This is a genomic window from Pelomonas baiyunensis (assembly GCF_043555935.1).
GTDB lineage: Bacteria > Pseudomonadota > Gammaproteobacteria > Burkholderiales > Burkholderiaceae_C > Pelomonas > Pelomonas baiyunensis.
On record NZ_JBIGIB010000002.1, the window covers coordinates 802,729 to 822,413 of the forward strand.

The 19,685-nt window shown below is 67.5% G+C and carries 22 protein-coding genes and 1 tRNA gene; 16 read left to right on the plus strand and 7 right to left on the minus strand.

Going from position 1 to position 19,685, the window contains the following annotated elements; genetic code table 11:
• Positions 1 to 5: 5 nt before the first annotated feature.
• Entirely contained in the window at positions 6 to 557 is a 552-nt protein-coding gene (locus ACG01O_RS10070; RefSeq protein ID WP_394384043.1) for a GNAT family N-acetyltransferase, read from the minus strand.
• A 250-nt stretch (positions 558 to 807) separates the two neighbouring features.
• Here ACG01O_RS10070 and aceA point away from each other — a divergent pair, with 250 nt between their 5' ends.
• Both aceA and ACG01O_RS10080 read left to right on the plus strand, forming a co-directional pair.
• Positions 808 to 2,106: an isocitrate lyase gene (gene aceA, locus ACG01O_RS10075; RefSeq protein WP_394384045.1), complete on the plus strand. Its 1,299-nt coding sequence runs from the start codon at positions 808 to 810 to the stop codon at positions 2,104 to 2,106.
• A 168-nt stretch (positions 2,107 to 2,274) separates the two neighbouring features.
• Positions 2,275 to 3,132, plus strand: coding sequence for a hypothetical protein (locus ACG01O_RS10080; protein WP_394384046.1), 858 nt, complete (start codon positions 2,275 to 2,277; stop codon positions 3,130 to 3,132).
• 43 nt (positions 3,133 to 3,175) lie between these two features.
• On the opposite strand, the gene ACG01O_RS10085 is transcribed toward ACG01O_RS10080, so the two are convergent.
• Together ACG01O_RS10085 and ACG01O_RS10090 are read right to left on the minus strand one after the other, a co-directional pair.
• On the minus strand, positions 3,176 to 4,723 hold the full coding sequence (locus ACG01O_RS10085) for a methyl-accepting chemotaxis protein (protein WP_394384048.1): 1,548 nt from the start codon (positions 4,721 to 4,723) through the stop codon (positions 3,176 to 3,178).
• Between the two features lie 141 nt (positions 4,724 to 4,864).
• Positions 4,865 to 6,004 (minus strand): iron-containing alcohol dehydrogenase, encoded by a 1,140-nt coding sequence (locus ACG01O_RS10090; RefSeq protein ID WP_394384050.1) that lies wholly within the window; start codon positions 6,002 to 6,004, stop codon positions 4,865 to 4,867.
• Positions 6,005 to 6,130: 126 nt separating this feature from the next.
• On the opposite strand from ACG01O_RS10090, the gene ACG01O_RS10095 reads away from it, so the two are divergent.
• Entirely contained in the window at positions 6,131 to 7,063 is a 933-nt protein-coding gene (locus ACG01O_RS10095) for an alpha/beta hydrolase (protein ID WP_394384052.1), read from the plus strand.
• A complete protein-coding gene (locus ACG01O_RS10100; RefSeq protein WP_394384054.1) occupies positions 7,060 to 7,917 on the plus strand; it encodes a YbgC/FadM family acyl-CoA thioesterase in 858 nt (285 codons plus the stop codon). Before ACG01O_RS10095 ends, ACG01O_RS10100 begins: the two co-directional genes overlap by 4 nt.
• A gap of 49 nt (positions 7,918 to 7,966) precedes the next feature.
• Here ACG01O_RS10100 and ACG01O_RS10105 read toward each other — a convergent pair whose 3' ends face one another.
• Both ACG01O_RS10105 and ygfZ read right to left on the minus strand, forming a co-directional pair.
• The gene (locus ACG01O_RS10105; RefSeq protein ID WP_394384057.1) at positions 7,967 to 8,215 is read right to left on the minus strand and encodes a DUF4936 family protein; all 249 of its coding nucleotides are present in this window, start codon (positions 8,213 to 8,215) and stop codon (positions 7,967 to 7,969) included.
• A gap of 3 nt (positions 8,216 to 8,218) precedes the next feature.
• Positions 8,219 to 9,106 (minus strand): CAF17-like 4Fe-4S cluster assembly/insertion protein YgfZ, encoded by an 888-nt coding sequence (ygfZ, locus tag ACG01O_RS10110; RefSeq protein WP_394384058.1) that lies wholly within the window; start codon positions 9,104 to 9,106, stop codon positions 8,219 to 8,221.
• A 47-nt stretch (positions 9,107 to 9,153) separates the two neighbouring features.
• Here ygfZ and mltG point away from each other — a divergent pair, with 47 nt between their 5' ends.
• The 7 genes from mltG to ACG01O_RS10145 all read left to right on the plus strand — a co-directional run bounded on the left by mltG (position 9,154) and on the right by ACG01O_RS10145 (position 14,032).
• Positions 9,154 to 10,146, plus strand: coding sequence for an endolytic transglycosylase MltG (gene mltG / locus ACG01O_RS10115; RefSeq protein ID WP_394384060.1), 993 nt, complete (start codon positions 9,154 to 9,156; stop codon positions 10,144 to 10,146).
• Entirely contained in the window at positions 10,143 to 10,760 is a 618-nt protein-coding gene (gene tmk / locus ACG01O_RS10120; protein ID WP_394384062.1) for a dTMP kinase, read from the plus strand. Before mltG ends, tmk begins: the two co-directional genes overlap by 4 nt.
• Positions 10,754 to 11,761, plus strand: a complete 1,008-nt coding sequence (locus ACG01O_RS10125; RefSeq protein ID WP_394384064.1) for a DNA polymerase III subunit delta' — start codon at positions 10,754 to 10,756, stop codon at positions 11,759 to 11,761. Before tmk ends, ACG01O_RS10125 begins: the two co-directional genes overlap by 7 nt.
• Positions 11,762 to 11,828: 67 nt before the next feature.
• Positions 11,829 to 12,221, plus strand: coding sequence for a PilZ domain-containing protein (locus ACG01O_RS10130; RefSeq protein ID WP_394384208.1), 393 nt, complete (start codon positions 11,829 to 11,831; stop codon positions 12,219 to 12,221).
• On the plus strand, positions 12,221 to 13,009 hold the full coding sequence (locus ACG01O_RS10135) for a TatD family hydrolase (RefSeq protein WP_394384065.1): 789 nt from the start codon (positions 12,221 to 12,223) through the stop codon (positions 13,007 to 13,009). Before ACG01O_RS10130 ends, ACG01O_RS10135 begins: the two co-directional genes overlap by 1 nt.
• Positions 13,010 to 13,011: 2 nt before the next feature.
• On the plus strand, positions 13,012 to 13,689 hold the full coding sequence (locus ACG01O_RS10140; RefSeq protein WP_394384211.1) for an ankyrin repeat domain-containing protein: 678 nt from the start codon (positions 13,012 to 13,014) through the stop codon (positions 13,687 to 13,689).
• 121 nt (positions 13,690 to 13,810) lie between these two features.
• Positions 13,811 to 14,032 carry a hypothetical protein gene (locus tag ACG01O_RS10145; RefSeq protein ID WP_394384067.1) on the plus strand — a complete coding sequence of 74 codons (222 nt, stop codon included), beginning with the start codon at positions 13,811 to 13,813 and terminating at the stop codon, positions 14,030 to 14,032.
• 61 nt (positions 14,033 to 14,093) lie between these two features.
• Here ACG01O_RS10145 and efp read toward each other — a convergent pair whose 3' ends face one another.
• Together efp and earP are read right to left on the minus strand one after the other, a co-directional pair.
• Positions 14,094 to 14,648, minus strand: coding sequence for an elongation factor P (efp, locus tag ACG01O_RS10150; RefSeq protein WP_394384068.1), 555 nt, complete (start codon positions 14,646 to 14,648; stop codon positions 14,094 to 14,096).
• Between the two features lie 105 nt (positions 14,649 to 14,753).
• The gene (earP, locus tag ACG01O_RS10155) at positions 14,754 to 15,788 is read right to left on the minus strand and encodes an elongation factor P maturation arginine rhamnosyltransferase EarP (protein ID WP_394384070.1); all 1,035 of its coding nucleotides are present in this window, start codon (positions 15,786 to 15,788) and stop codon (positions 14,754 to 14,756) included.
• A 140-nt stretch (positions 15,789 to 15,928) separates the two neighbouring features.
• On the opposite strand from earP, the gene uvrC reads away from it, so the two are divergent.
• The 5 genes from uvrC (at position 15,929) to ACG01O_RS10180 (ending at position 19,592) form a co-directional block, all read left to right on the plus strand.
• On the plus strand, positions 15,929 to 17,821 hold the full coding sequence (gene uvrC / locus ACG01O_RS10160; RefSeq protein WP_394384213.1) for an excinuclease ABC subunit UvrC: 1,893 nt from the start codon (positions 15,929 to 15,931) through the stop codon (positions 17,819 to 17,821).
• Positions 17,822 to 17,997: 176 nt separating this feature from the next.
• On the plus strand, positions 17,998 to 18,363 hold the full coding sequence (locus tag ACG01O_RS10165) for a hypothetical protein (protein ID WP_394384071.1): 366 nt from the start codon (positions 17,998 to 18,000) through the stop codon (positions 18,361 to 18,363).
• 69 nt (positions 18,364 to 18,432) lie between these two features.
• The gene (gene pgsA, locus ACG01O_RS10170; protein WP_394384073.1) at positions 18,433 to 18,999 is read left to right on the plus strand and encodes a CDP-diacylglycerol--glycerol-3-phosphate 3-phosphatidyltransferase; all 567 of its coding nucleotides are present in this window, start codon (positions 18,433 to 18,435) and stop codon (positions 18,997 to 18,999) included.
• A 223-nt stretch (positions 19,000 to 19,222) separates the two neighbouring features.
• Positions 19,223 to 19,495 (plus strand): HU family DNA-binding protein, encoded by a 273-nt coding sequence (locus ACG01O_RS10175; protein WP_394384075.1) that lies wholly within the window; start codon positions 19,223 to 19,225, stop codon positions 19,493 to 19,495.
• A gap of 21 nt (positions 19,496 to 19,516) precedes the next feature.
• Positions 19,517 to 19,592 (plus strand) — tRNA-Val (locus tag ACG01O_RS10180).
• Positions 19,593 to 19,685: the final 93 nt, after the last annotated feature.

Here is a 19,685-nt window from a genome sequence, read left to right on the forward strand (position 1 = left end):
TGGAACTATGCCTCAGCGTCGTAGCGCTGCTTGGCGTCGCTGGTGGCCCACTGCGCGGCGGTGATGTCGTAGCGCTTGCAGTCCATGTCGTACCAACGCCCCAGGCCGGTGTACGTCATGCCCAGGCGCTCCATCACGGTGGAAGAGGGCGTGTTTTCGGGTTGGCACACGGCGCACACCAAATCCGGCTTCAATGTTTTGAAGGCCCAGCCGACCATGTGGCGGGCCGCCTCGCTGGCATAGCCCTGGCCCCACGCGTCTTGGCGCAGGCGCCAGCCGGTTTCCAGCGGGCCGGCCAGGTCGCGGTTCAGGTGCTGGATGCAGCCCATGCCGATCACATCGCCATCGTCTTGGCGGCGGAACGCCCACCAGGAGTAGCCAAGCTCTGCCCACCGCGCTCGGACGCGGGTGATGACGGCTTGGGTTTCCTCGCGTGTTTCGGGCTTGCCAGTGATGTAGCGCATGACCACCGGATCGCTGTTGAGGCGGTGCAAACCGTCCAGGTGGGTGTCATCCAGCGGTTCCAACCGCAGCCGAGGGGTGAGGAGGGTGCTCATGCGCGCCATTGTTCCGCCCCAAATCCCACGATTCGAAAGTCACGTTTCACTTCGTGAAACTCAGCCATGTTGCACTGCCGCAAAATTTCTCATCATGGTGAATGGCGTTTTGTGATTTGAAACGAGGTGTGCAAGTGATTGATTTGTATGGACAAAGATTTTTGTCTTATATAAGACTTGGGTCTTCTCAAGGGGTGGGTGCAGGACTAGTCTTACGTCATCGGTTTTCGATGTCTGCAAGGAGATTTTCATGACCCGCCTCACCCGTGAACAACAGATCGCTGCCCTGGAAAAAGACTGGGCCGAGAACCCCCGCTGGAAGGGCATCAAGCGCGGCTACACCGCCGCTGACGTCGTTCGCCTGCGTGGCTCGGTGGACATCGAGCACACGCTGGCCAAGCGCGGTGCCGAGAAGCTGTGGAACCTGGTGAACACCGAACCCTTCGTCAACGCGCTGGGCGCCCTGACGGGCAACCAGGCCATGCAGCAGGTCAAGGCCGGCCTGAAGGCCATCTACCTGTCGGGCTGGCAAGTCGCCGGTGACGCCAACAGCAATGGCGAGATGTACCCCGACCAGTCGCTGTACTCGGTGGACTCGGTGCCCAAGGTCGTCAAGAAGATCAACGCCACCTTCAAGCGCGCCGACGAAATCCAGTGGAGCGAAGGTAAGGACGACATCGACTTCTTCGCCCCCATCGTGGCTGACGCGGAAGCCGGCTTCGGCGGCGTGTTGAACGCGTTCGAACTGATGAAGGCCATGATCGAAGCCGGCGCCTCGGGCGTGCACTTCGAAGACCAGTTGGCCAGCGCCAAGAAGTGCGGCCACATGGGCGGCAAGGTGCTGGTGCCCACCCGTGAAGCCGTTGCCAAGCTCGTTGCTGCCCGTCTGGCGGCCGACACCATGGGCGTGCCCACGCTGCTGGTGGCACGCACCGACGCCGAAGCCGGTGACCTCGTCACCAGCGACATCGACGACAACGACAAGCCCTTCTGCACCGGCGAGCGCACCGTCGAAGGCTTCTACCGCACGAAGAACGGTCTGGACCAGGCCATCAGCCGCGGTCTGGCGTACGCCCCGTACGCTGACCTGATCTGGTGCGAAACCGGCAAGCCGGACCTGGCCTTCGCCAAGGCCTTCGCCGACGCCATCCACGCCAAGTTCCCGGGCAAGCTGCTGGCCTACAACTGCTCGCCGTCCTTCAACTGGAAGAAGAACCTGGACGACGCCACCATCGCCAAGTTCCAGCGCGAGCTGGGCGCCATGGGCTACAAGTTCCAGTTCATCACGCTGGCCGGCTTCCACAGCCTGAACTACTCGATGTTCAACCTGGCCCACGGCTACGCCCGCAACCAGATGAGCGCCTTCGTGGAACTGCAGGAAGCCGAGTTCGCGGCTGCCGAGAAGGGCTTCACCGCCGTGAAGCACCAGCGCGAAGTCGGCACCGGTTACTTCGATGCCGTGACCACCACGATCGAAGCCAACGCCTCTACGGCTGCGCTCAAGGGCTCCACCGAAGACGAACAGTTCTTCGACGCCAAGCACGGCTGATCCGGATTAAGGGCGGCGTGAGCCGTCCGCAAAGAGCAATCACAGTCAGAGCGTCAACTCCTGACTTTCACGACCCGCTTCGGCGGGTCTTTTTGTTGGTGCGCGGCGGGTGGGCGCGCGCGCTCGCGTTGTCACGGGCGCGTCATACTGGGGTCACACACTGACCCCATGAACAGCACAACAACAACCACAACGTTCAGTCTCACCGCGCGAATTTCGGCCCGAATGGGAGCCTGGTGGGCCCGCCACCGGGAACCCCGACGCCGGGCCGCGTTGCGCCGCCGCTGCCCGCCGGCCACGATGGCAGCCGGTCAGATCCCTCCTGCGGTGCGCGCCGTCTGGGCCCAGCAGGCGCCCGATGAATTCCCGGGGCTGGCGGTGGACGATGCGGCGTGGCTGCGTTGTTCGCTGGGCCTCGCTCAGTTCTTCGAGGTGTGCCGCATCCAGGCGCCCCATGGAGCCTGTGCATTGCCCAGCAAGGCGGCCGATTCCGTCTGGCACGCGTGGCTTGCGGCGGATGCTGCGGGCCTGGCGGATTGGCAGCAGCGGCATTTCGGCCGGGTGTTTGACCACCAGGAGACTGCCGCCCTGGGCGCCGGGCCCGAAGACGCCCTGGCGTGCACGTGGGCCGGGGCCTGTCGCAGCGAGGGGGTGGCGCTGCTTGGCCCCAAGCTGCCGCTGCTGTTCGCGCTCGACGGGCTGCTGCGCTTGCCGACGGGTTGGGCCTATCGCCATGAAGATGGCCGGCTGGTTCACCGCCAGGTTGACGGTTTCGGTCGCCCGAGCGGTGATCGCGTCGCGCACGGGGCCACGGCGGGGGACCGCCTCGTGGCGCTGGGGTTGATGAGCCAGGAGGAGCTCACCGTTGCACGGCGCCGCCAGAGCAGCGACAGCGGCGGCGGGAGCGGTGGCAGCAGTTGCGGCAGCAGTTGGAGCGCTGCGGGTGGCAGCAGCAGCGATGCCAGCTCGGATGGCGGCGGCAGCAGCTGTGGCTCCAGCTGCGGCGGCGGCGGCGGTGGCGACTGAGCTGCCTCGGAAAAGCGCTGCCGGTGCGCAGCGCTTCTGATCTTCAGCGCCGTGCCACCTGGAAGGTGCCCACCGCGCTGTTCAGTGTCACGGCCTGATCGCGCAGGCTTTCCGCAGCGGCGGTGCTTTGCTCCACCAGCGCGGCGTTCTGCTGGGTCACTTGGTCGAGCTGGGCGATGGCGAGGTTGACCTGCGCAATGCCATCCGACTGTTCCGCCGCGGCGGTGGTGATCTCGCCCATGATGTCCTTCACCCGCTGCACCGCACTGACGAGCTCGTTCATCGTGTCGCCCGCCTCGGCCACCAAGCGGCTGCCGGCATCCACGCGCTCCACGCTGCTGCCAATCAGGCTCTTGATCTCCTTGGCGGCATCCGCTGAGCGGCCCGCGAGCGAGCGCACTTCGCTGGCCACCACCGCGAACCCGCGGCCTTGCTCGCCGGCCCGCGCCGCCTCCACCGCTGCATTCAGCGCGAGGATGTTGGTCTGGAACGCAATGCCGTCGATCACGCTGATGATCTCAGCGATCTTGTGCGCGCTGGCGTTGATCTCGCCCATGGTGGTCACCACCTCGCGCACCACCTCGCCCCCCCGTTGAGCCACGCCCGCGGCCGATTGCGCCAGCGTGTTGGCCTGGCCGGCGGCGGCCGCGGATTGCTGCACCGTGCCGGTCAACTGCTCCATGGCGCTGGCGGTTTCTTCCAGGCTGGACGCGGCCTTTTCGGTGCGGGCGCTCAGGTCCTGGTTGCCGCTGGCGATTTCGTCGGATGCGGTGCCGATGGACTCCGCCGAGTCGCGGATGCTGCCGATGGTTTGTGCCAAGGTCTCCCGCATCCGCCGCAGGGTCATCTGCAGCTGGCCGATCTCGTCGTTGCGCGCGGCCATGCCCGAGCCTGACCGCATGAGGTTTCCGTCCGCCACGCGCCCCGCCAGTTCGTTGGCGGCAGCCAGCGGCACGGTGATGCTGCGGGTGATGAGCCACGCCGCCGCCGCCCCCAGGCCCAGCATCAACAGGCCGAACACGGCCAGCAGCGTGCGACCGTCTCGGTTGGCGTCGTCGATGCGGGCGGCTGTGGTGTCGATGGACTTGCGCTGGTGGTCCAGAAACTCCTGCATGCGGGCGAGGTACACCTTGGCGCCGGGCGCGAAGACGTCCTGGAACACTTTGTCGGCGGCTTCGGGCTGGCCGTCTTTCTGCAACTTGACGATCTCGTCGCGCGAGCCGATGTACACCTTGCGTGCCGCGCTGACGGCGTCGAACAGCGCCTGTTCTTCCGGGGAGCGGATCAAGGCCTTGATGCGGTCTTGCAGTTCGCTGGACGACTTGGTGGACTGCGCCTGATCGTCCTTGAACAACTCCACCAGCGACGCGTCGGAGCTCTTGGCGATGGCCATGGTGCGGCGCACGCCGGCGTTGATGTTGCGGCTCCAGTCGGCAATCAGCCGCTCTTTGGTCAGCGGCTCGTTCATCATTTGCCGGGTGTCGCTGGCGGTGGCCGCCAGTCGCCAGGATGCGAGGCCAATCACGCAAGCTGCGAGGAACAGCACCAGCGCAAATCCGCCGGCCAGTCGCTTGCCGATAGAAATCTGCATCGGGGTGTCTCCTGTCTGTGCACGCGAGGCGCACGCCAGGCAGGGCACGCCTTCAAGAGGCGATCGTAGACGGCCGCCCGCACGCCGCGCCGGCGAAAAATGGGGCATCGGTCACGCCAATGCGGCCGGCGTCGGGCCGATTCAGCGCGATGCGGCCAGCAAGTCGAGGTACTGGGCGGCGCTGGCCAGGCGCGGGTTGGTCTTGTGGCAATGGTCGGCCAGTGCGCGCTCGACGATGGCGGCATCCAGGTCGCGGTCCACGCCCATGGCATCCAAGCCTGTGGGCAGGCCCAGGCGTTGGTTCAGTGCCTGGATGGCGTGGGCCACGGCGTCTGCCGTGTGTTGAGCCAGTCCCATGGCCTGCGCCAGCCGGGCGATGCGGCCCTCTCGGCGCACGCTCTCGGCTTCAGCATTGAAGCGAATCACCGCGGGCAGGAACACGGCGTTCAGGGTGCCGTGATGCAGTCGCGGCACCAGCCCGCCCAGTGCGTGGCTGAGCGAGTGCACGGCGCCCAGGCCCTTCTGGAAGGCCATGGCGCCGTGGATGCTGGCGCACATCATGTCCATGCGCGCGTCGCGGTCCTGACCGTCCGCCGTGGCGCGCTCGATGCTTTGCCAGCCCCGGCGCAGCCCCTCCAGCGCAATGCCGTCGGCCGGCGGGTTGAAGGCGGGCGCCAGAAAGGTTTCGATGCAGTGCGCGATGGCGTCCATGCCCGTCGCGGCGGTCAGCATCGGAGGCAGGGCCAGGGTCAGTTCCGGGTCGCAGATGGCGGCCTTGGGCATCAATTCCCAGTTGTGAAAGCCGAGCTTGCGCCCGTCATCCACGATCAGGATGGCGCCGCGCGCCACCTCGCTGCCGGTGCCCGCGGTGGTGGGCACGGCAATCACGGGCAGCACCCGCGCGCTGATGTGCGCGGCGCCGCCCTCGATGGTGGCCCAGCGCTTGAGCGGCGGCTCGTGCGTGGCCGCAATCGCCACGCCTTTGGCCAGGTCGATGCTCGAGCCCCCGCCAATGGCCACGAGGCCGTCGCAGCCTTCCGCCTGGAGCAGCGCCACCGCGTCTCGCACGGCCGCTTCGGTGGGGTTGGGCGGGGTGCGATCAAACACCACCGGCGCCGTCTCGAAGGCTTGCAGGGCCAGGTCCAACACGCCGGCGGCGCGCACGCCCGCATCCGTCACCACCAGGGGGCGCTTCATGCCGGCCCGCTCACATTCGGCGGGCAGCAGGCGGCGGGCGCCGAAGTCGAGTTCGATGCGGGTGAGGTACAGGATCTGCGCCATGGATTCGCTCCGGGAGTGCTGCGGCGCATGGTAGTGGGGGCGTCATGGGGGCGGCGTCGTGCAGGTGACGCCCCTGGCGCTGGCTGCTGACGTCACCGTGCCACGGCGCCTGACAATGCAGGCGCCATGAGCCGAACGCCCACTCAACTCCTGACCCCGCGCATGGCGGGGGTGCTCGAACGCATCCATCGCGCCAAGCGGCCACCGTTTCACAGCCTGACGCCTCGCGAGGCGCGGTTGGCCTACCGCATGGGTGCCGAAATCCTGGACCTGCCGCGGGCCGCCTTGCCCCGGGTGCAAGACCTGACGGTCGCCGATCGGCCGGCGCGCCTGTATGCGCCAAGCGAGGCCCGGCTGCCGGTGCTGCTGTACCTGCACGGCGGTGGATTCACCATCGGGGACCTGGAGACGCATGACAGCCTGTGCCGGCAGCTCGCGCTGCGCAGCGGTGCGGCCGTGGTAGCGCTGGACTACCGGTTGGCGCCCGAGCACCCCTTTCCGGCGGCGGTTGATGACGCCTGGGCTGCGCTGGACTGGCTGCACGCCCAGGCCCACACGCTGGGGCTGGATGGCGATCGGCTGGCCGTGGGCGGCGACAGCGCCGGCGGCACGCTCGCGGCCACCACGGCCTTCCATGCGCGGGATCGCCAGTTGCCGCTGGCGCTGCAGTTGCTCATCACGCCGGGCACGGCCAGTGCGCCCCACAGCGCCTCGCACCGGTTCTTTGCCAACGGTTTCTTGCTGGACGCCGCAAGCATTGCCTGGTTCTTCGACCACTACCTGCCCGTGGGGCAGCGCCACGATTGGCGCTTCGCGCCGCTCGAAGCGGCAGACCACAGCCAGCTGGCACCCGCCTGTGTGGTGTTGGCCGAATGCGATCCGCTGGTGGACGAAGGCATCGCCTACGCCGACACTCTGCGCGCCGCCGGGGTGGAGGTGGAGTTGGAGCTCTACCGAGGCGTCACGCACGATTTCATCAAGATGGGCCGCCAGATCCCGGAGGCCTTGACCGCGCTCAATGCTTGCGCCGAGGCGCTGAAGAAACATCTGAAGCCATGAAACGCACCGACTTCCGCCACCTCGAAACCCTGCGCGTGCGCTGGGCCGAGATCGATGCCCAGGGCATCGTGTTCAACGGCCACTACCTGACCTACCTGGACACCGCCGTGAGCGGCTACTGGCGCGCACTGGCGATTCCGTACTTCGACACCATGAAGCAACTGGGTGGCGACCTGTACGTGCGCCGCTCGGTGCTGGACTACCGTGGGTCCGCCCGTTATGACGACCGGCTGGACATCGGCATTCGCTGCCGCGAGTTCGGCACCAGCTCCATGAAGGTGGACGGCGCCGTGTTCCATGGCGACCAGTTGTTGGTGCAGGCAGAGATGGTGTACGTGTTTGCCGACCCGGTGCTGCGCTCACCGATCCCGATGCCGGAGCCGTTGCGGCGGTTGATGGGCGACTTCGAGGCCGGGCAGCCGGTGGTGGACGTCACCCTGGGCGACTGGGCCAGCTTGGGCGCCGAAGCCACGGCCATTCGCCGCGAGGTGTTTGTGGAAGAGCAGCACATCCCGGCCGACATGGAGTGGGACAGCGCCGACGCCACCTGCCTGCACGCCCTGGCGCGCAACCGCTTCGGCCTGGCGCTGGCCACAGGCCGGCTGCTGGAGCATGTGCCCGGCGTTGCCAAGATTGGCCGCATGGCGGTGCTGCGGCCCATGCGCGGCACGCAAATCGGCCGCCAGGTGCTGGATGCGCTGATGGCCAAGGCGCGGCAGCAGGGCTACCGCGAGGTGCTGCTTCACGCGCAGCTGTCGGCCGAGAACTTCTACCTGCGCGCTGGGTTCCAGCGCCGCGGCGAGCCCTTCGAGGAAGCCGGCATCGCCCACGTGGAGATGGTGCGCGCCCTCTGAAGGGCAGGTGAGCCAGTGGGCCAGTGAGCTGGGCGCCGACGGGCCCGTCTCAGCCCAGCGGCTCGAACCGCTCCACGCGCCGCTCGGTGGCCAGCCAGGGCGCCATCGCAGCCGCCACCTGCGGCTCGCGGTGTGCCCAACCGGCGGGGTAGACCTCCATCCAGGTCCAGCGCCCGAGTTCATCGGGCTCCGGGCGTTGCAGCAAATCGATCGGCGCTTCCACCCGCGCCTTGCGGAAGGCGGTGAGCGCCGCCTCGGCCTGGGCGTCGGCCACGCGGTAGTAGACGAACAGCTGCAAGGCTCAGTCCTGCGGCGGGATCTCGTAGGGCAGGGGCTGCAAGCGCAGCACCGGGCCTGTGGCGCTGCCCAGGTGCAGCGTGCCAGCGTCCAGCGCAGCCAGCTTCACCTCGGCAGCGAGCTGCGTGAGGCTGCCCTGCGTGGCCACTGCGGCCACGAGGCCGGCGGGTTGCTCCGGGTCAGCGCTGTGGAAGATTTCTTGGCCCAAGGCGGCCGGGGTATCGGTCTCAAACACCTGCAAGCGACGCTTGAGCGTGCCGCGGTACTGGCTGCGGGCCACGATCTCCTGGCCGGGGTAGCAGCCCTTTTTGAAGTTGACGCCGCCCAGCACTTCAAAGTTGATCATCTGGGGCACGAAGGCTTCCACCGTGGCGGCCCGCACCCAGGCCATGCCCGCGCTCACCTCGGCCCACGCCCACGCTTCGGCCGTGGCGACCGGGCCTGCCGGGGCTTCGGCGCCAGCGGGCTGCACCCGCAGGGCCCGCTGCACGGCGCCTGCAGCGGGCAGGGCGATCTGCACGGCGGTGCCGTCACGTGTCAGGCTCCAGCGCTCGGCGGCCGGGGTGTTCAGCAGGCCCAGCACCTCGAATTCGGCGCTCGCGTCGCTGAGCTTGCACTTGGCGCGCAGCACGAACATCGACAGGCGCTTCAGCGTGGCGGGCAGCGTGTCGGCGGGCAGTGCCAGCAAGATTTCGTCATCGCCGCCGCGCCACACCACGAGGCTGGCCAGCAGCCGGCCTTTGGCGGTGCAAAAGCCCGCCAGGCGGGCGTGGTCGCGGTCCAGCAGGGCGACGTCCTGGGTCAATTGGCCGTGCAGAAAACTGGCGGCGTCGGCGCCTTGGGCGCGAATCACGCCCCAGTCGTGAAGGCGGAGGTGGGAGGTTTCTGGCATGGGCGGAATTATCATCGGCGCCCTTTGAACGGAGCCTGGGCAAGGGCATGAAATGGCTGGTGCGGGCGCTGCTCGCGGTGATCTTGGGGGCGGCCCTGGCGGCAGGCGCGGTGTGGCAGTGGCTGCAGCGTCCGCTGACGTTGGCCGCGGGCTCCGTGGAGTTGTCGGTGGAGCCCGGCATGAACCCCGCCGAGGTGGCCCGCGCCTGGGTGGCGGCGGGCGTGCAAACCGATGCCCGTTGGCTGTACCAGTGGTTCAAGTGGTCGGGCCAGTCCAAGCAGATTCGCGCCGGCAGCTACGAGGTGCACACCGGCATCACCCCGCGTGAGCTGCTCGACAAGATGGTGCGCGGTGATCAGGTACTGGAGCAACTGCGCCTGATTGAAGGCTGGAATTGGCGCCAGGTGCGCGCCGCCTTGGCGGCTGCGCCGTCGTTGAAGGCCAAGACGGCCGCGATGAGCGACGCCGACATCATGGGCGCGTTGGGCGAGCCGGGCGTGGCGCCGGAGGGCCGCTTCTTCCCCGACACGTATGCCTACAGCCGGGGTGTGAGCGACCTGACCGTGCTGAAGCGGGCGCACGCTGCCATGCGCCAGCGCCTGACCGTCGCATGGAACGGCCGGGCAGCCAGCGTGCCGCTGAAATCGCCGGATGAAGCCCTGATCCTCGCCTCCATCGTGGAGAAAGAAACCGGCGCGGCGAGCGACCGCAGCAAGGTGGCCGCAGTGTTCGTGAACCGCCTGCGGGTGGGCATGCCGCTGCAGACCGACCCCACCGTCATCTACGGCCTGGGTGAGGGCTTCGACGGCAACCTGCGCAAGCGCGACTTGCTCACCGACACGCCGTTCAACACCTACACCCGTGGCGGCCTGCCGCCCACGCCCATCGCCATGCCCGGCGCGGCCGCGCTGCAAGCGGCCCTGCACCCGGCGCCCATCCAGGCGCTGTATTTCGTGGCGCGTGGTGACGGCAGCAGTGAGTTCAGCAACGACCTGGCCGCGCACAATCGGGCCGTCAACAAATACATCCGCGGCAAGTGACCGGTCGATTCATTTCATTCGAGGGCATCGATGGTGCCGGCAAATCCACCCACATCCAGGCGGTGGCCGATTGGTTTCGTGCGCGCGGCGCCGACGTTCAGCTCAGCCGTGAGCCCGGGGGCACACCGCTGGCAGAGGCGCTGCGCGCGTTGGTGCTGCAGTCGCCAATGGGGTCGCTGACCGAGGTGCTGCTGATGTTCGCTGGCCGGCGCGACCACGTGGAAACCGTCATCCGCCCGGCGCTCGCCGCGAACAAGACGTTGCTGTGTGATCGGTTCACCGACGCCAGCTTTGCCTACCAGGGCGGCGGGCGGGGTTTGCCGCTCAGCGTGCTCAACCCGTTGGCGGACTGGGTTCAAGAGGGCACCGAGCCTGAGCTGACGCTGTGGTTCGACCTGCCCTCGGAGCAGGCCGCCGCCCGCCGGGCAGGCGCCCGCGAGGCCGACCGCATCGAGCAGCAAGACCTGGACTTCTTCGAGCGTGTGCGCACGGCTTATGCGCAGCGCGCGGCGGCAGCCCCAGATCGCGTCGTGCGCATCGACGCCACCGGCACCGTGGAAGCCGTGCGCGAACAGGTGCTGGCCGTGCTGGCCCGCCGCTACCCCGCATGCTGAACGCCGATCTGCCATGGCTGCAGGGCCCGTTGGCGGACGCCTTGGCCCGGGCGCGGTCGCACGCGCTGCTGGTGCAGGGCCCGGCCGGCGTGGGGCAGTTGGAACTGGCGGTGAAGCTCGCGCAAAGCTGGCTGTGCGAGGACCGCGCCGCCCAGGCGCCCGCCTGTAGCGCCTGCGCCAGCTGCAAACTGTTTGCCAGTGGCACCCACCCGGACTTCCAACTGCTGCTGCCGGAAGCCCTGGACGCCAAGGCCCGCGAGTCGCTGGGCCTGCCGTTCGAGGAGCCGGAGGCGCCCAAGGCCGGCAAAGCCAAGCCCAGCCGTGAGATCAAAGTGGAAGCGGTGCGGGGGCTGCTGTCCTTCGCGCAGGCCACCTCGGCGCGCGGCCGCGCCAAGGTGGTGGTCATCTTCCCCGCCGAGGCGCTGAACGGCGTGGCGGCGAATGCGCTGCTCAAGACCTTGGAGGAGCCGGCCGGCCTGCTGCGGTTCGTGCTGGCCAGCCATGACAGCGCGGGCTTGCTGCCCACCATTCGCAGCCGCTGCCAGCCCTTGCCGCTGGGCTTGCCTGATCGCGCCGCGGCGCTGGCCTGGTTGGCGGCGCAGGGCGTGGCCGATGGTGCAGGCTTGTTGGACGCCACGGGCGGCCGCCCACAGCAGGCGCTGGACTGGTTTCAGGCCGGATTGACCGACGCCGCGTGGCAGGCACTGCCCAAGCGGATGGCCCGGGGGGAAGTGGCCGCGCTGACCGACTGGGCGCCGCCCCGCGTGATCGACGCGCTGCAGCGCCTGTGCCACGACCTCGTGCGACGCAGCCATGGGCAATCGGGGCAGTTTTTCAGCACCGCAGCCTTGCCAGCGGTGAAGCGCGCCGCACCCTTGTTGGCCTGGGACGCCGAGCTGCGCCGGGCCTCCCGCCACGCCGACCACCCGCTTAACGCCAGCTTGTGGATCGAGGCGTTGGTGGCGCAGGCGCGCGGCGCCATCACGGCGGCTGCGCGCTGAATACACTCCGGGCATGAGCGACGCGAACTCCAAGGCCGGCCCCTCCACCCAGTTCCAGCCCAGCCAGATGGGCGGAGCGCTCCCGCTGCCCACCGTGGGCGGTCAGGGGGCGGCCTCGGCGGCGCGCCCGACGGTGATTCAGCTGGTGTTCAAGGAAAAGTCGGCGCTGTACGCGGCCTACATCCCGGCCTTCACCGATGGGGGCCTCTTCGTACCCACGCCGCGTGAATACAAGCTCGGCGAAGACATCTACCTGCTGCTGGCGCTGCCGGAGGACAACCAGCGCTACCCGGTGGCCGGCAAGGTGGCATGGCTCACGCCGGCGAATGCCTCGGGCGGCCGCACCCAAGGCGTGGGCGTGCGCTTTCCCAGCGACGAGAAAACACGGCTGATCCGCGTTCGCATTGAAGAAATCCTGGGCACGGCGGTCTCATCAAGCAAGCCCACCCAAACGCTCTGATGTTCATTGATTCCCATTGCCACCTCAGCTTTCCCGGGCTGAGGGAGAACTTGCCCGCGATCCTGTCGGACATGGCCGCCGCGCAGGTCCACGAGGCGATCTGCATATGCACGCAGATGGAGGAGTTCGAGGCGGTGCATGCCTTGGCGCTGGAACACCCGGTGCTGTGGGCCACGGTCGGCGTGCATCCGGACACCGAAGACATGCGGGAGCCGGACGTCGACGAGCTGGTGCGCATGGCCTCGCTGCCGCGTGTGGTGGCCGTGGGCGAAACCGGGCTGGACTACTACCGCTTGAACGGCCGCAGCGTGGCGGACATGGAGTGGCAGCGCGAGCGCTTTCGCACCCACATCCGGGCGGCACGGCAGGTGCGTAAGCCGCTCGTGATCCACACCCGGGCCAGCGCGGCGGACACCCTGCGCGTGCTGGACGAGGAGGGCGGCGAGGCGGCGGGAGGCGTGTTCCATTGCTTCACCGAGTCGGCCGAGGTGGCGCTGGCTGCAGTGGAGCGCGGCTACTACATCTCGTTCTCGGGCATCGTGAGCTTCAAGAACGCGCAAGACCTGCGGGACCTGCTGCCCTTGCTGCCCCGTGATCGCATCCTGATCGAGACCGACAGCCCGTACCTGGCGCCGGTGCCGTTTCGGGGCAAGACGAACACGCCAGCCTACGTGCCGCACGTGGCGCAGGCGGTGGCCGGGGCGCTGGGCCTGCCGGTGCCCGAGCTCGCAGCGCTCACCGCGCAGAACACCCGCCGCCTGTTCCAACTGCCCGGGGTGGCCGGTTGAAGGTGTTGCGCCGTGCGTGGCTGGCCATCCTGCTCGCAACCGCGGGCGGCGTGGCGCAAGCAGCACCCATCGATGACCTCGTGATGGCGGCTGAGCTGAACGACGGCCGTGCCGTGCTTCGGCTGCTGCTGCAGGGCGTGGACCCGAACGGGCCGGATGCGCGCGGGCGTCGCGCGATCTTCATGGCGGTGCGCGAGGAATCGCAGCGTGCGCTGGAGAGCCTGTTGGCCTCGCCGCTCACCCAGGTCAATGCGGTGAACGGGCAGGGAGAAACGCCTTTGATGATTGCCGCGATACGCGGTCAGTTGCCCGCGGTGAAAGCGCTGGTTCAGCGCGGGGCCGAGGTGAATCGGGCAGGGTGGACGCCGCTGCATTACGCCTGCAGCGGGCCGGACAACGGCGTGGCGGCCTTCCTGCTGGTCCAAGGGGCCGAGGTGAATGCGCGGTCAGAGAACGGCACCACGCCGCTGATGATGGCGGCCCGCTACGGCAACAGCGACCTCGTGCCGGTGCTGTTGGCCGCCGGCGCCGAGCCGCGGGCGGCGAACGAGCAGGAACTCACCGCGGCCGACTTCGCCGAGCGCGGGGGGCGAGACGGGATGGCCAAGGAGCTGCGCCGCCTGATGCGGGAGCGCCAGCAGGCTGCGGATGCGGCGCGCCGGGCGGCATCTGCGCCCTGATCGGTGCGCATGGCCAGCAGCCGTGTCAGAAAAAACCTGACACGCGGCAGCGCGCTGGGACGACTGTTGGCTCGATGGGCGACTGCCTACAGTGAAGCCATCGACAACCCGGAGGCTCACCATGCTGAACGTCAACACGAATCTGGCCGACCCGTTCGCCATGCTGATCGCGCCTGAACAGGTGATGACGGCCATCGAGCGCTCGGACCGCCTGGCCCGCCTGCAGCGCCGTGTGTATCGCCCGCTGGACCGGCCCTGGATTCCGCTGAAGGCCACGGCCGCGTTCGACAGCGAAGTCGACGCCGAGCCGGACGTGCCCGACTTGGCCGACGACGCCGAGTGAAAACAAAAACGCCCGCAGTTGCGGGCGTTTGGTTGAGCGACAGCGCTTGAGCGCCTGTCGATCAGACGCGCTTGCGGTACTCGTGAGTGCGGGTGTCGATTTCGATCTTGTCGCCGTTTTCCACAAACAGCGGCACGGCGATTTCGAAGCCGGTGCCCACGATGCGGGCGGGCTTCATGACCTTGCCCGAGGTGTCGCCCTTGACGGCCGGCTCGGTTTCAATTTCGCGCACGACGCTGGTGGGCAGTTCGACCGAGATGGCCTTGCCGTCGTAGAAGGTCACTTCCACGGGCATGCTGTCTTCCAGGTAGGAGATGGCATCGCCCATGTTTTCGGCTTCGACTTCGTACTGGTTGTACTCGGTGTCCATGAACACATACATCGGGTCGGCGAAGTAGGTGTACGTGCACTCCTTCTTGTCGAGGATGATCTGCTCCATCTTGTCGTCGGCCTTGAACACGAGTTCAGCGCCGGCGCCGTTGAGCAGGTTCTTCATCTTCATGCGCACGGTAGCAGCGCCACGGCCGCCACGGCTGTATTCCGTCTTCAGGACGACCATCGGGTCCTTGCCCTGCATGATCACGTTGCCGGCGCGGATTTCTTGAGCGAGTTTCATGGTGGGTATCTCGAATTGAGCGCCCGAACCTCAAATCGTCGAGGCCCCGGCTGGACAGCGCACCAGATTCCAGAAACCCGGCTTGGCGCGGCAAAGCCCGTCATTCTATCTGGAAACCCCTAAGAATCGCTCCAGCTGCGTCAGCAGATCGGGTTGCGCGGCCAAGTCATCCCGCCAACGCGCGGCGGGGGGCGCAGCCTCCGCGATCGAGGGAATCACCAGGCGATCCGCCGTGATCCCGTTCCACGCGCGCCAGCAGGCCTGCCACGCGGCGGGCAATCCGGCCAGGTCCATGTACGCCTTCAGCTTTTCGTGGTGGGCGTTGTCGTCTTGCGGGTAGATGTGCCACACGAAGGGCCGGCCTGCCCAGTGGGCGCGAACGAAGGAATCTTCACCGCGCACGAAATTGAGGTCGCTGGCGCGCAGCAGGCGGTCGTAGTCGTCTTGCTCCAGGTAGGGCAACCGCACGCATCGCAGGCCCGGGCGATCCGCCACTGCGGCCTGCAACGGGCCGGGGCAGGCCAGCAACAACGTGGGCGCCGTGGCCAGCGCCTCCAGCAATTCATCCAAGCGCAGGTTGCGGTAGGCAAACAGGCTCACTACCCGTTCCTCCGGCTGAACGCTGACGCCAAGCTGCGATGTCAGCCACGCACGCCCGTCAAACGCAGCATGCTGGGCCAGCAGATCGGCTTCCCGCAGCAACCCGCCGGTTCGCGGCGTGAACCCCGGATAAAAGAAATGCTTGGTCAGCCCTGCACCCGGGCCGTGGAACTGGGGTGAGGCCAGCCCGTGGCTGCGTTCGACGTAAGGCTCGGCGCTGAGGTATTCCAGATTGATCCATCGCGGCGGCACCGGCCGGGCGGCCATGCGTGCAACGAATGCGTCGGGGATCTCGCAGCCGAAGGCTTCGATCACCACCTCACCCGGCATCACGCCGGCGTCTTGGGTGGGCCACGGGTGCACCTCGACTCCTGGCGGCTGCGTGGGCGCCATCCAGGTCAGAGCGTTGGCATCGTCCACCCACAGCCGCGCGAGGTCTCCGCGGGCGGCCACCTGCCGCGCAAGGCGCCAGCACACCCCAAGGTCGCCGTGGTTGTCGATGACTCGGCAGAAGATGTCCCATCGGCGCGGCGTGCTCATGGGGTGGATTGTCCCAGGCCAAAATCCGGCGGATGTCCAAGCCAACAACGTCAGACGCTGAACTGGGCGCGCAGCAGCAGGCCGAATGGTCCGCCCAACGCGAGGCCGACGAGGCCCAAGAAAAGCGCAATACCGCCGACATGGAGGCCGCCGCCCGCGAGGCACGTGAGCGACTGGTGCAGGAGGTGAATGCCCTGCCGGCGCTGCCCGGGGTGTATCGCTACTTCGACGCCAAGAATGAAGTGCTGTACGTGGGCAAGGCGAAAGACCTGAAGCGCCGTGTCAGCAGCTACTTCCAGAAGAACCACGGCGGCAGCCGCATCGGCATGATGGTCGCGCGCATCGCGCGGCTGGAAACGACCGTCGTGCGCACCGAGGCCGAAGCGCTGCTGCTGGAAAACAACCTGATCAAGACGCTGAACCCACGGTTCAACATCTTGTTCCGGGACGACAAGAGCTACCCCTACCTCAAGATCACCGCGCACGCCTACCCGCGCATGGCGTACTACCGCGGCGCGGTCGACAAGCGACATCAGTACTTCGGCCCGTATCCGAGTGCCTGGGCGGTCAAGGAAGCCATCCAGTTGATGCAAAAGGTGTTCAAGCTGCGCACCTGTGAAGACAGCGTCTTCAACAATCGCAGCCGGCCCTGCTTGCTGCACCAGATCAAGCGTTGCTCCGGCCCGTGCGTGCCCGCAGGGCAGGGCGGCGAATACGCCCGCGACGTGGCGAGTGCCGAGCGCTTTCTGCGCGGCGAAACCGATGAGGTGCTGGCGTCCCTGCAGGCGCAAATGATGGCGTACGCCGAAGGCCAGCACTACGAGCTGGCGGCGGAGGTGCGCAATCAGATCCAGGCCTTGTCCAAGGTGCTGCAGCAGCAGGTGATCGAAGAAAGCAGCGCCACCGGCAAAGACCGGGATGTGGATGTGCTGGCGGTCAAGGTGCAGGGCGGACGCGCTTGCGTGAACCTGGCCATGGTGCGTGGTGGCCGGCACCTGGGCGACCGGGCGTTCTTTCCCAAGCACGTGGAAGACGCAACCGCGCTGCAGTTGGCGGACGATGAACCCGTCAGCCCGGAGCGCCAGGTGCTGGAGGCCTTCATCGCCCAGCACTACCTCGGCTCTCCACCGCCGGGCCTGGTGCTGGTGAGCGAGCCAGTGGACGCAGCGCTGGGAGAGGCCCTGGCCGAGCAGGCCGGCAGCCGCGTGACCGTGCAAAGCCAGCCGCGCGGGCAGCGCCGGATCTGGCTGGAGATGTGCGTGAAGGGCGCAGAACTTGCCCTGGCCCGCCTGCTGGCGGAAGAGGGGTCGCAGCAAGCCCGGACCCGGGCCCTGGTGGACGCGCTGGACTTGGCGCCGCCGGAGATCGACAAGTTTCGTGTCGAATGTTTCGACATCAGCCACACCGCAGGTGAGGCCACGATGGCAAGCTGCGTGGTGTTTGAAGGCCACCAGATGCAGAGCAGCCAGTACCGCCGCTACACGATTGAAGGCATCACCGGCGGGGACGACTACGCGGCGATGCGCCAGGTGCTGACGCGGCGCTACAGCAAGATGGCGGAAGCCGCCCAACTGGGCACCGGCCGATTGCCGGACCTCGTGCTGGTGGACGGCGGCCGCGGGCAGGTGTCGATGGCACGCGAGGTGTTCGAGGAGCTGGGGCTCGACCTGAGCCTGATCGCGGGCGTGGAAAAGGGCGAAGGCCGCAAAGTGGGGCTGGAAGAGCTGGTGTTCGCCGACGGCCGCGAGAAGGTCTACCTGGGGCGAGATTCGGCGGCCTTGATGTTGATCGCCCAGATCCGCGACGAGGCCCACCGCTTTGCCATCACCGGCATGCGGGCCAAGCGCGCTGCGGCCCGCACCGGCGGCTCGCGGCTGGAGGATGTGCCGGGCGTCGGCCCGAAGAAGCGCGCGCAGTTGTTGCAGCGCTTCGGTGGCGTGCGGGGTGTGGCGGGCGCCAGCGTGGAAGAGCTGTGCAGCGTGAAGGGCATCTCGCGCGAACTGGCCGATGAAATCTATCGGGCGCTGCATTGAGCGCCTCGTCAGGAGAAGCAGTGAAGCACTCCCATCCCCTCAAGCGGCTTGCGCGTTGGTTGCTGGCGCCGGTGCTGGCCGGCTGCACCGCCACGCCCCGGGCGCCGGCACCCGTGGTGCCATCGGCGCCGGCGACTCCGGTGCAGCCACAGCCCACACCTCAAACTGGTGGCCCCGTGGTTGCGCAGAAGGCACCCGGCCTGGCAGCCCCTCGCGCGGTGCGCACGCACGATGAATTGCGGCGACAGGCGGCAGAGCGGCTGGTGCTGGCCAGCCCCACACAGAGCTTCACCACGCAGGCGCCGTCGCACGTGTTGAGCGTGGTGGTGCTGGAGGTGGAGGTGAAGGCCGATGGCAGCGTGCGTCGGGTGAACGTGATCCGTCGTCCGCGCTTCGCGCCGGAAACGCTGCAACTGGCCATCGACGCCGTGCACCGTGCGGCACCCTTCGGCGATGTGCGCCGCATGCCGGAACCTTGGAAGTTCACCGAGACGTTTTTGTTCGAAGAGGACCGGCGCTTCAAGCCGCTCACCCTCAATTGATGCAACCAAATCGCCACACCGGTGCCATGAGCGCTCGCCGGTGCGCGCGGCTTGGGCACAATCCCTCGCATGTTTCTGACGCTGCCGACACTCCTGACCTGGGCCCGCATCGTGGCCATTCCGCTCATCGTCGGCGTGTACTACCTGGAGTTGTTGCCGGCGCACCAGAACCTGTTCGCGACCTCGCTGTTCATCGTGGTGGCGCTGACGGACTGGCTGGATGGCTATCTGGCGCGGCGGCTGAATCAGACGTCGTCGTTCGGCGCATTCCTGGACCCGGTGGCTGACAAGTTCCTGGTGTGCTCAGCGCTGTTGATCTTGCTGGAGCTGGGGCGCGTCAATGCGTTTGTTGCGCTGGTGATCGTCGGCCGCGAGATCGCGATTTCGGCGCTGCGCGAGTGGATGGCGCAAATCGGCGCGTCGCGCAGCGTGGCGGTGCACATGGTCGGCAAGCTCAAGACCACGGTGCAGATGGTGGCCATTCCGTTCCTGCTGTTCGACGGCACGTTGTTTGGGATCATCCCCACCCGCGTGTGGGGCACCTGGTTGATTTACGCCGCGGTGGTGCTGACCATTTGGTCGATGGTGTACTACCTCCAAAAGGCCTTGCCGGAAATTCGCGCCAAGGCCCGCTGAGGCGCGCCCGCGCCGGGATGGGCGCGCAGTTGTATCCGGACTTTTCCCGCCCCGCAGTTGGGCTGACAGACGTCTAGAATCCGCTTCCCCGTGAGTGCCCAGCGCTTGCTCTGCAAGCACACAGGGACAAGCTGTCCGCGGGTAGGACCTTTGTCATATCCAGCCTTGAGCGCCGACCGCGAGCAAGGCGCCACTGTCCGGGATCCGCCAAGAGGGGGCACGAGTGAACAAGACTGAACTGATCGAGCACATCGCCAAGCAGGCTGACATTTCCAAGGCGGCTGCCGGGCGAGCGCTGGAATCTGTGATCGGCGCCGTGAAGACGACGCTGAAGAAAAATGGCACCGTGTCGCTGGTCGGTTTCGGAACGTTCAGCATTGCCAAGCGTGCCGCTCGCGCGGGACGCAACCCGCGCACCGGGGATGCGATCAAGATCAAGTCCGCCAAGGTGCCGAAGTTCAAGCCCGGCAAAGGCTTGAAAGACGCCGTCAACTGACGGCACTCACCCGAAGAATTCGGGCGCTTAGCTCAGTTGGTAGAGCACCTCCCTTACACGGAGATTGTCGGCGGTTCGAGCCCGTCAGCGCCCACCAGAACACGCCCCGCAGGGGGCGTTTCGCCGCACACATAGAATGCGGCTCCCCTCGAAGGCGAACCTCGGTTCGCCTTCGTCGCGTTTGATTCAT

Coding starts and splice junctions, on each gene's coding strand:
- ACG01O_RS10125 (WP_394384064.1), top strand. CDS start 10,754: ATGCTGAACGCCGATCTGCCATGGCTGCAGGGCCCGTTGGCGGACGCC.
- ACG01O_RS10100 (WP_394384054.1), top strand. CDS start 7,060: ATGAAACGCACCGACTTCCGCCACCTCGAAACCCTGCGCGTGCGCTGG.
- efp (WP_394384068.1), bottom strand. CDS start 14,648: ATGAAACTCGCTCAAGAAATCCGCGCCGGCAACGTGATCATGCAGGGC.
- ACG01O_RS10095 (WP_394384052.1), top strand. CDS start 6,131: ATGAGCCGAACGCCCACTCAACTCCTGACCCCGCGCATGGCGGGGGTG.
- earP (WP_394384070.1), bottom strand. CDS start 15,788: ATGAGCACGCCGCGCCGATGGGACATCTTCTGCCGAGTCATCGACAAC.
- ACG01O_RS10145 (WP_394384067.1), top strand. CDS start 13,811: ATGCTGAACGTCAACACGAATCTGGCCGACCCGTTCGCCATGCTGATC.
- ygfZ (WP_394384058.1), bottom strand. CDS start 9,106: ATGCCAGAAACCTCCCACCTCCGCCTTCACGACTGGGGCGTGATTCGC.
- ACG01O_RS10070 (WP_394384043.1), bottom strand. CDS start 557: ATGAGCACCCTCCTCACCCCTCGGCTGCGGTTGGAACCGCTGGATGAC.
- ACG01O_RS10130 (WP_394384208.1), top strand. CDS start 11,829: ATGGGCGGAGCGCTCCCGCTGCCCACCGTGGGCGGTCAGGGGGCGGCC.
- ACG01O_RS10135 (WP_394384065.1), top strand. CDS start 12,221: ATGTTCATTGATTCCCATTGCCACCTCAGCTTTCCCGGGCTGAGGGAG.
- ACG01O_RS10090 (WP_394384050.1), bottom strand. CDS start 6,004: ATGGCGCAGATCCTGTACCTCACCCGCATCGAACTCGACTTCGGCGCC.
- ACG01O_RS10085 (WP_394384048.1), bottom strand. CDS start 4,723: ATGCAGATTTCTATCGGCAAGCGACTGGCCGGCGGATTTGCGCTGGTG.
- ACG01O_RS10080 (WP_394384046.1), top strand. CDS start 2,275: ATGAACAGCACAACAACAACCACAACGTTCAGTCTCACCGCGCGAATT.
- aceA (WP_394384045.1), top strand. CDS start 808: ATGACCCGCCTCACCCGTGAACAACAGATCGCTGCCCTGGAAAAAGAC.
- pgsA (WP_394384073.1), top strand. CDS start 18,433: ATGTTTCTGACGCTGCCGACACTCCTGACCTGGGCCCGCATCGTGGCC.
- uvrC (WP_394384213.1), top strand. CDS start 15,929: ATGGAGGCCGCCGCCCGCGAGGCACGTGAGCGACTGGTGCAGGAGGTG.
- mltG (WP_394384060.1), top strand. CDS start 9,154: ATGAAATGGCTGGTGCGGGCGCTGCTCGCGGTGATCTTGGGGGCGGCC.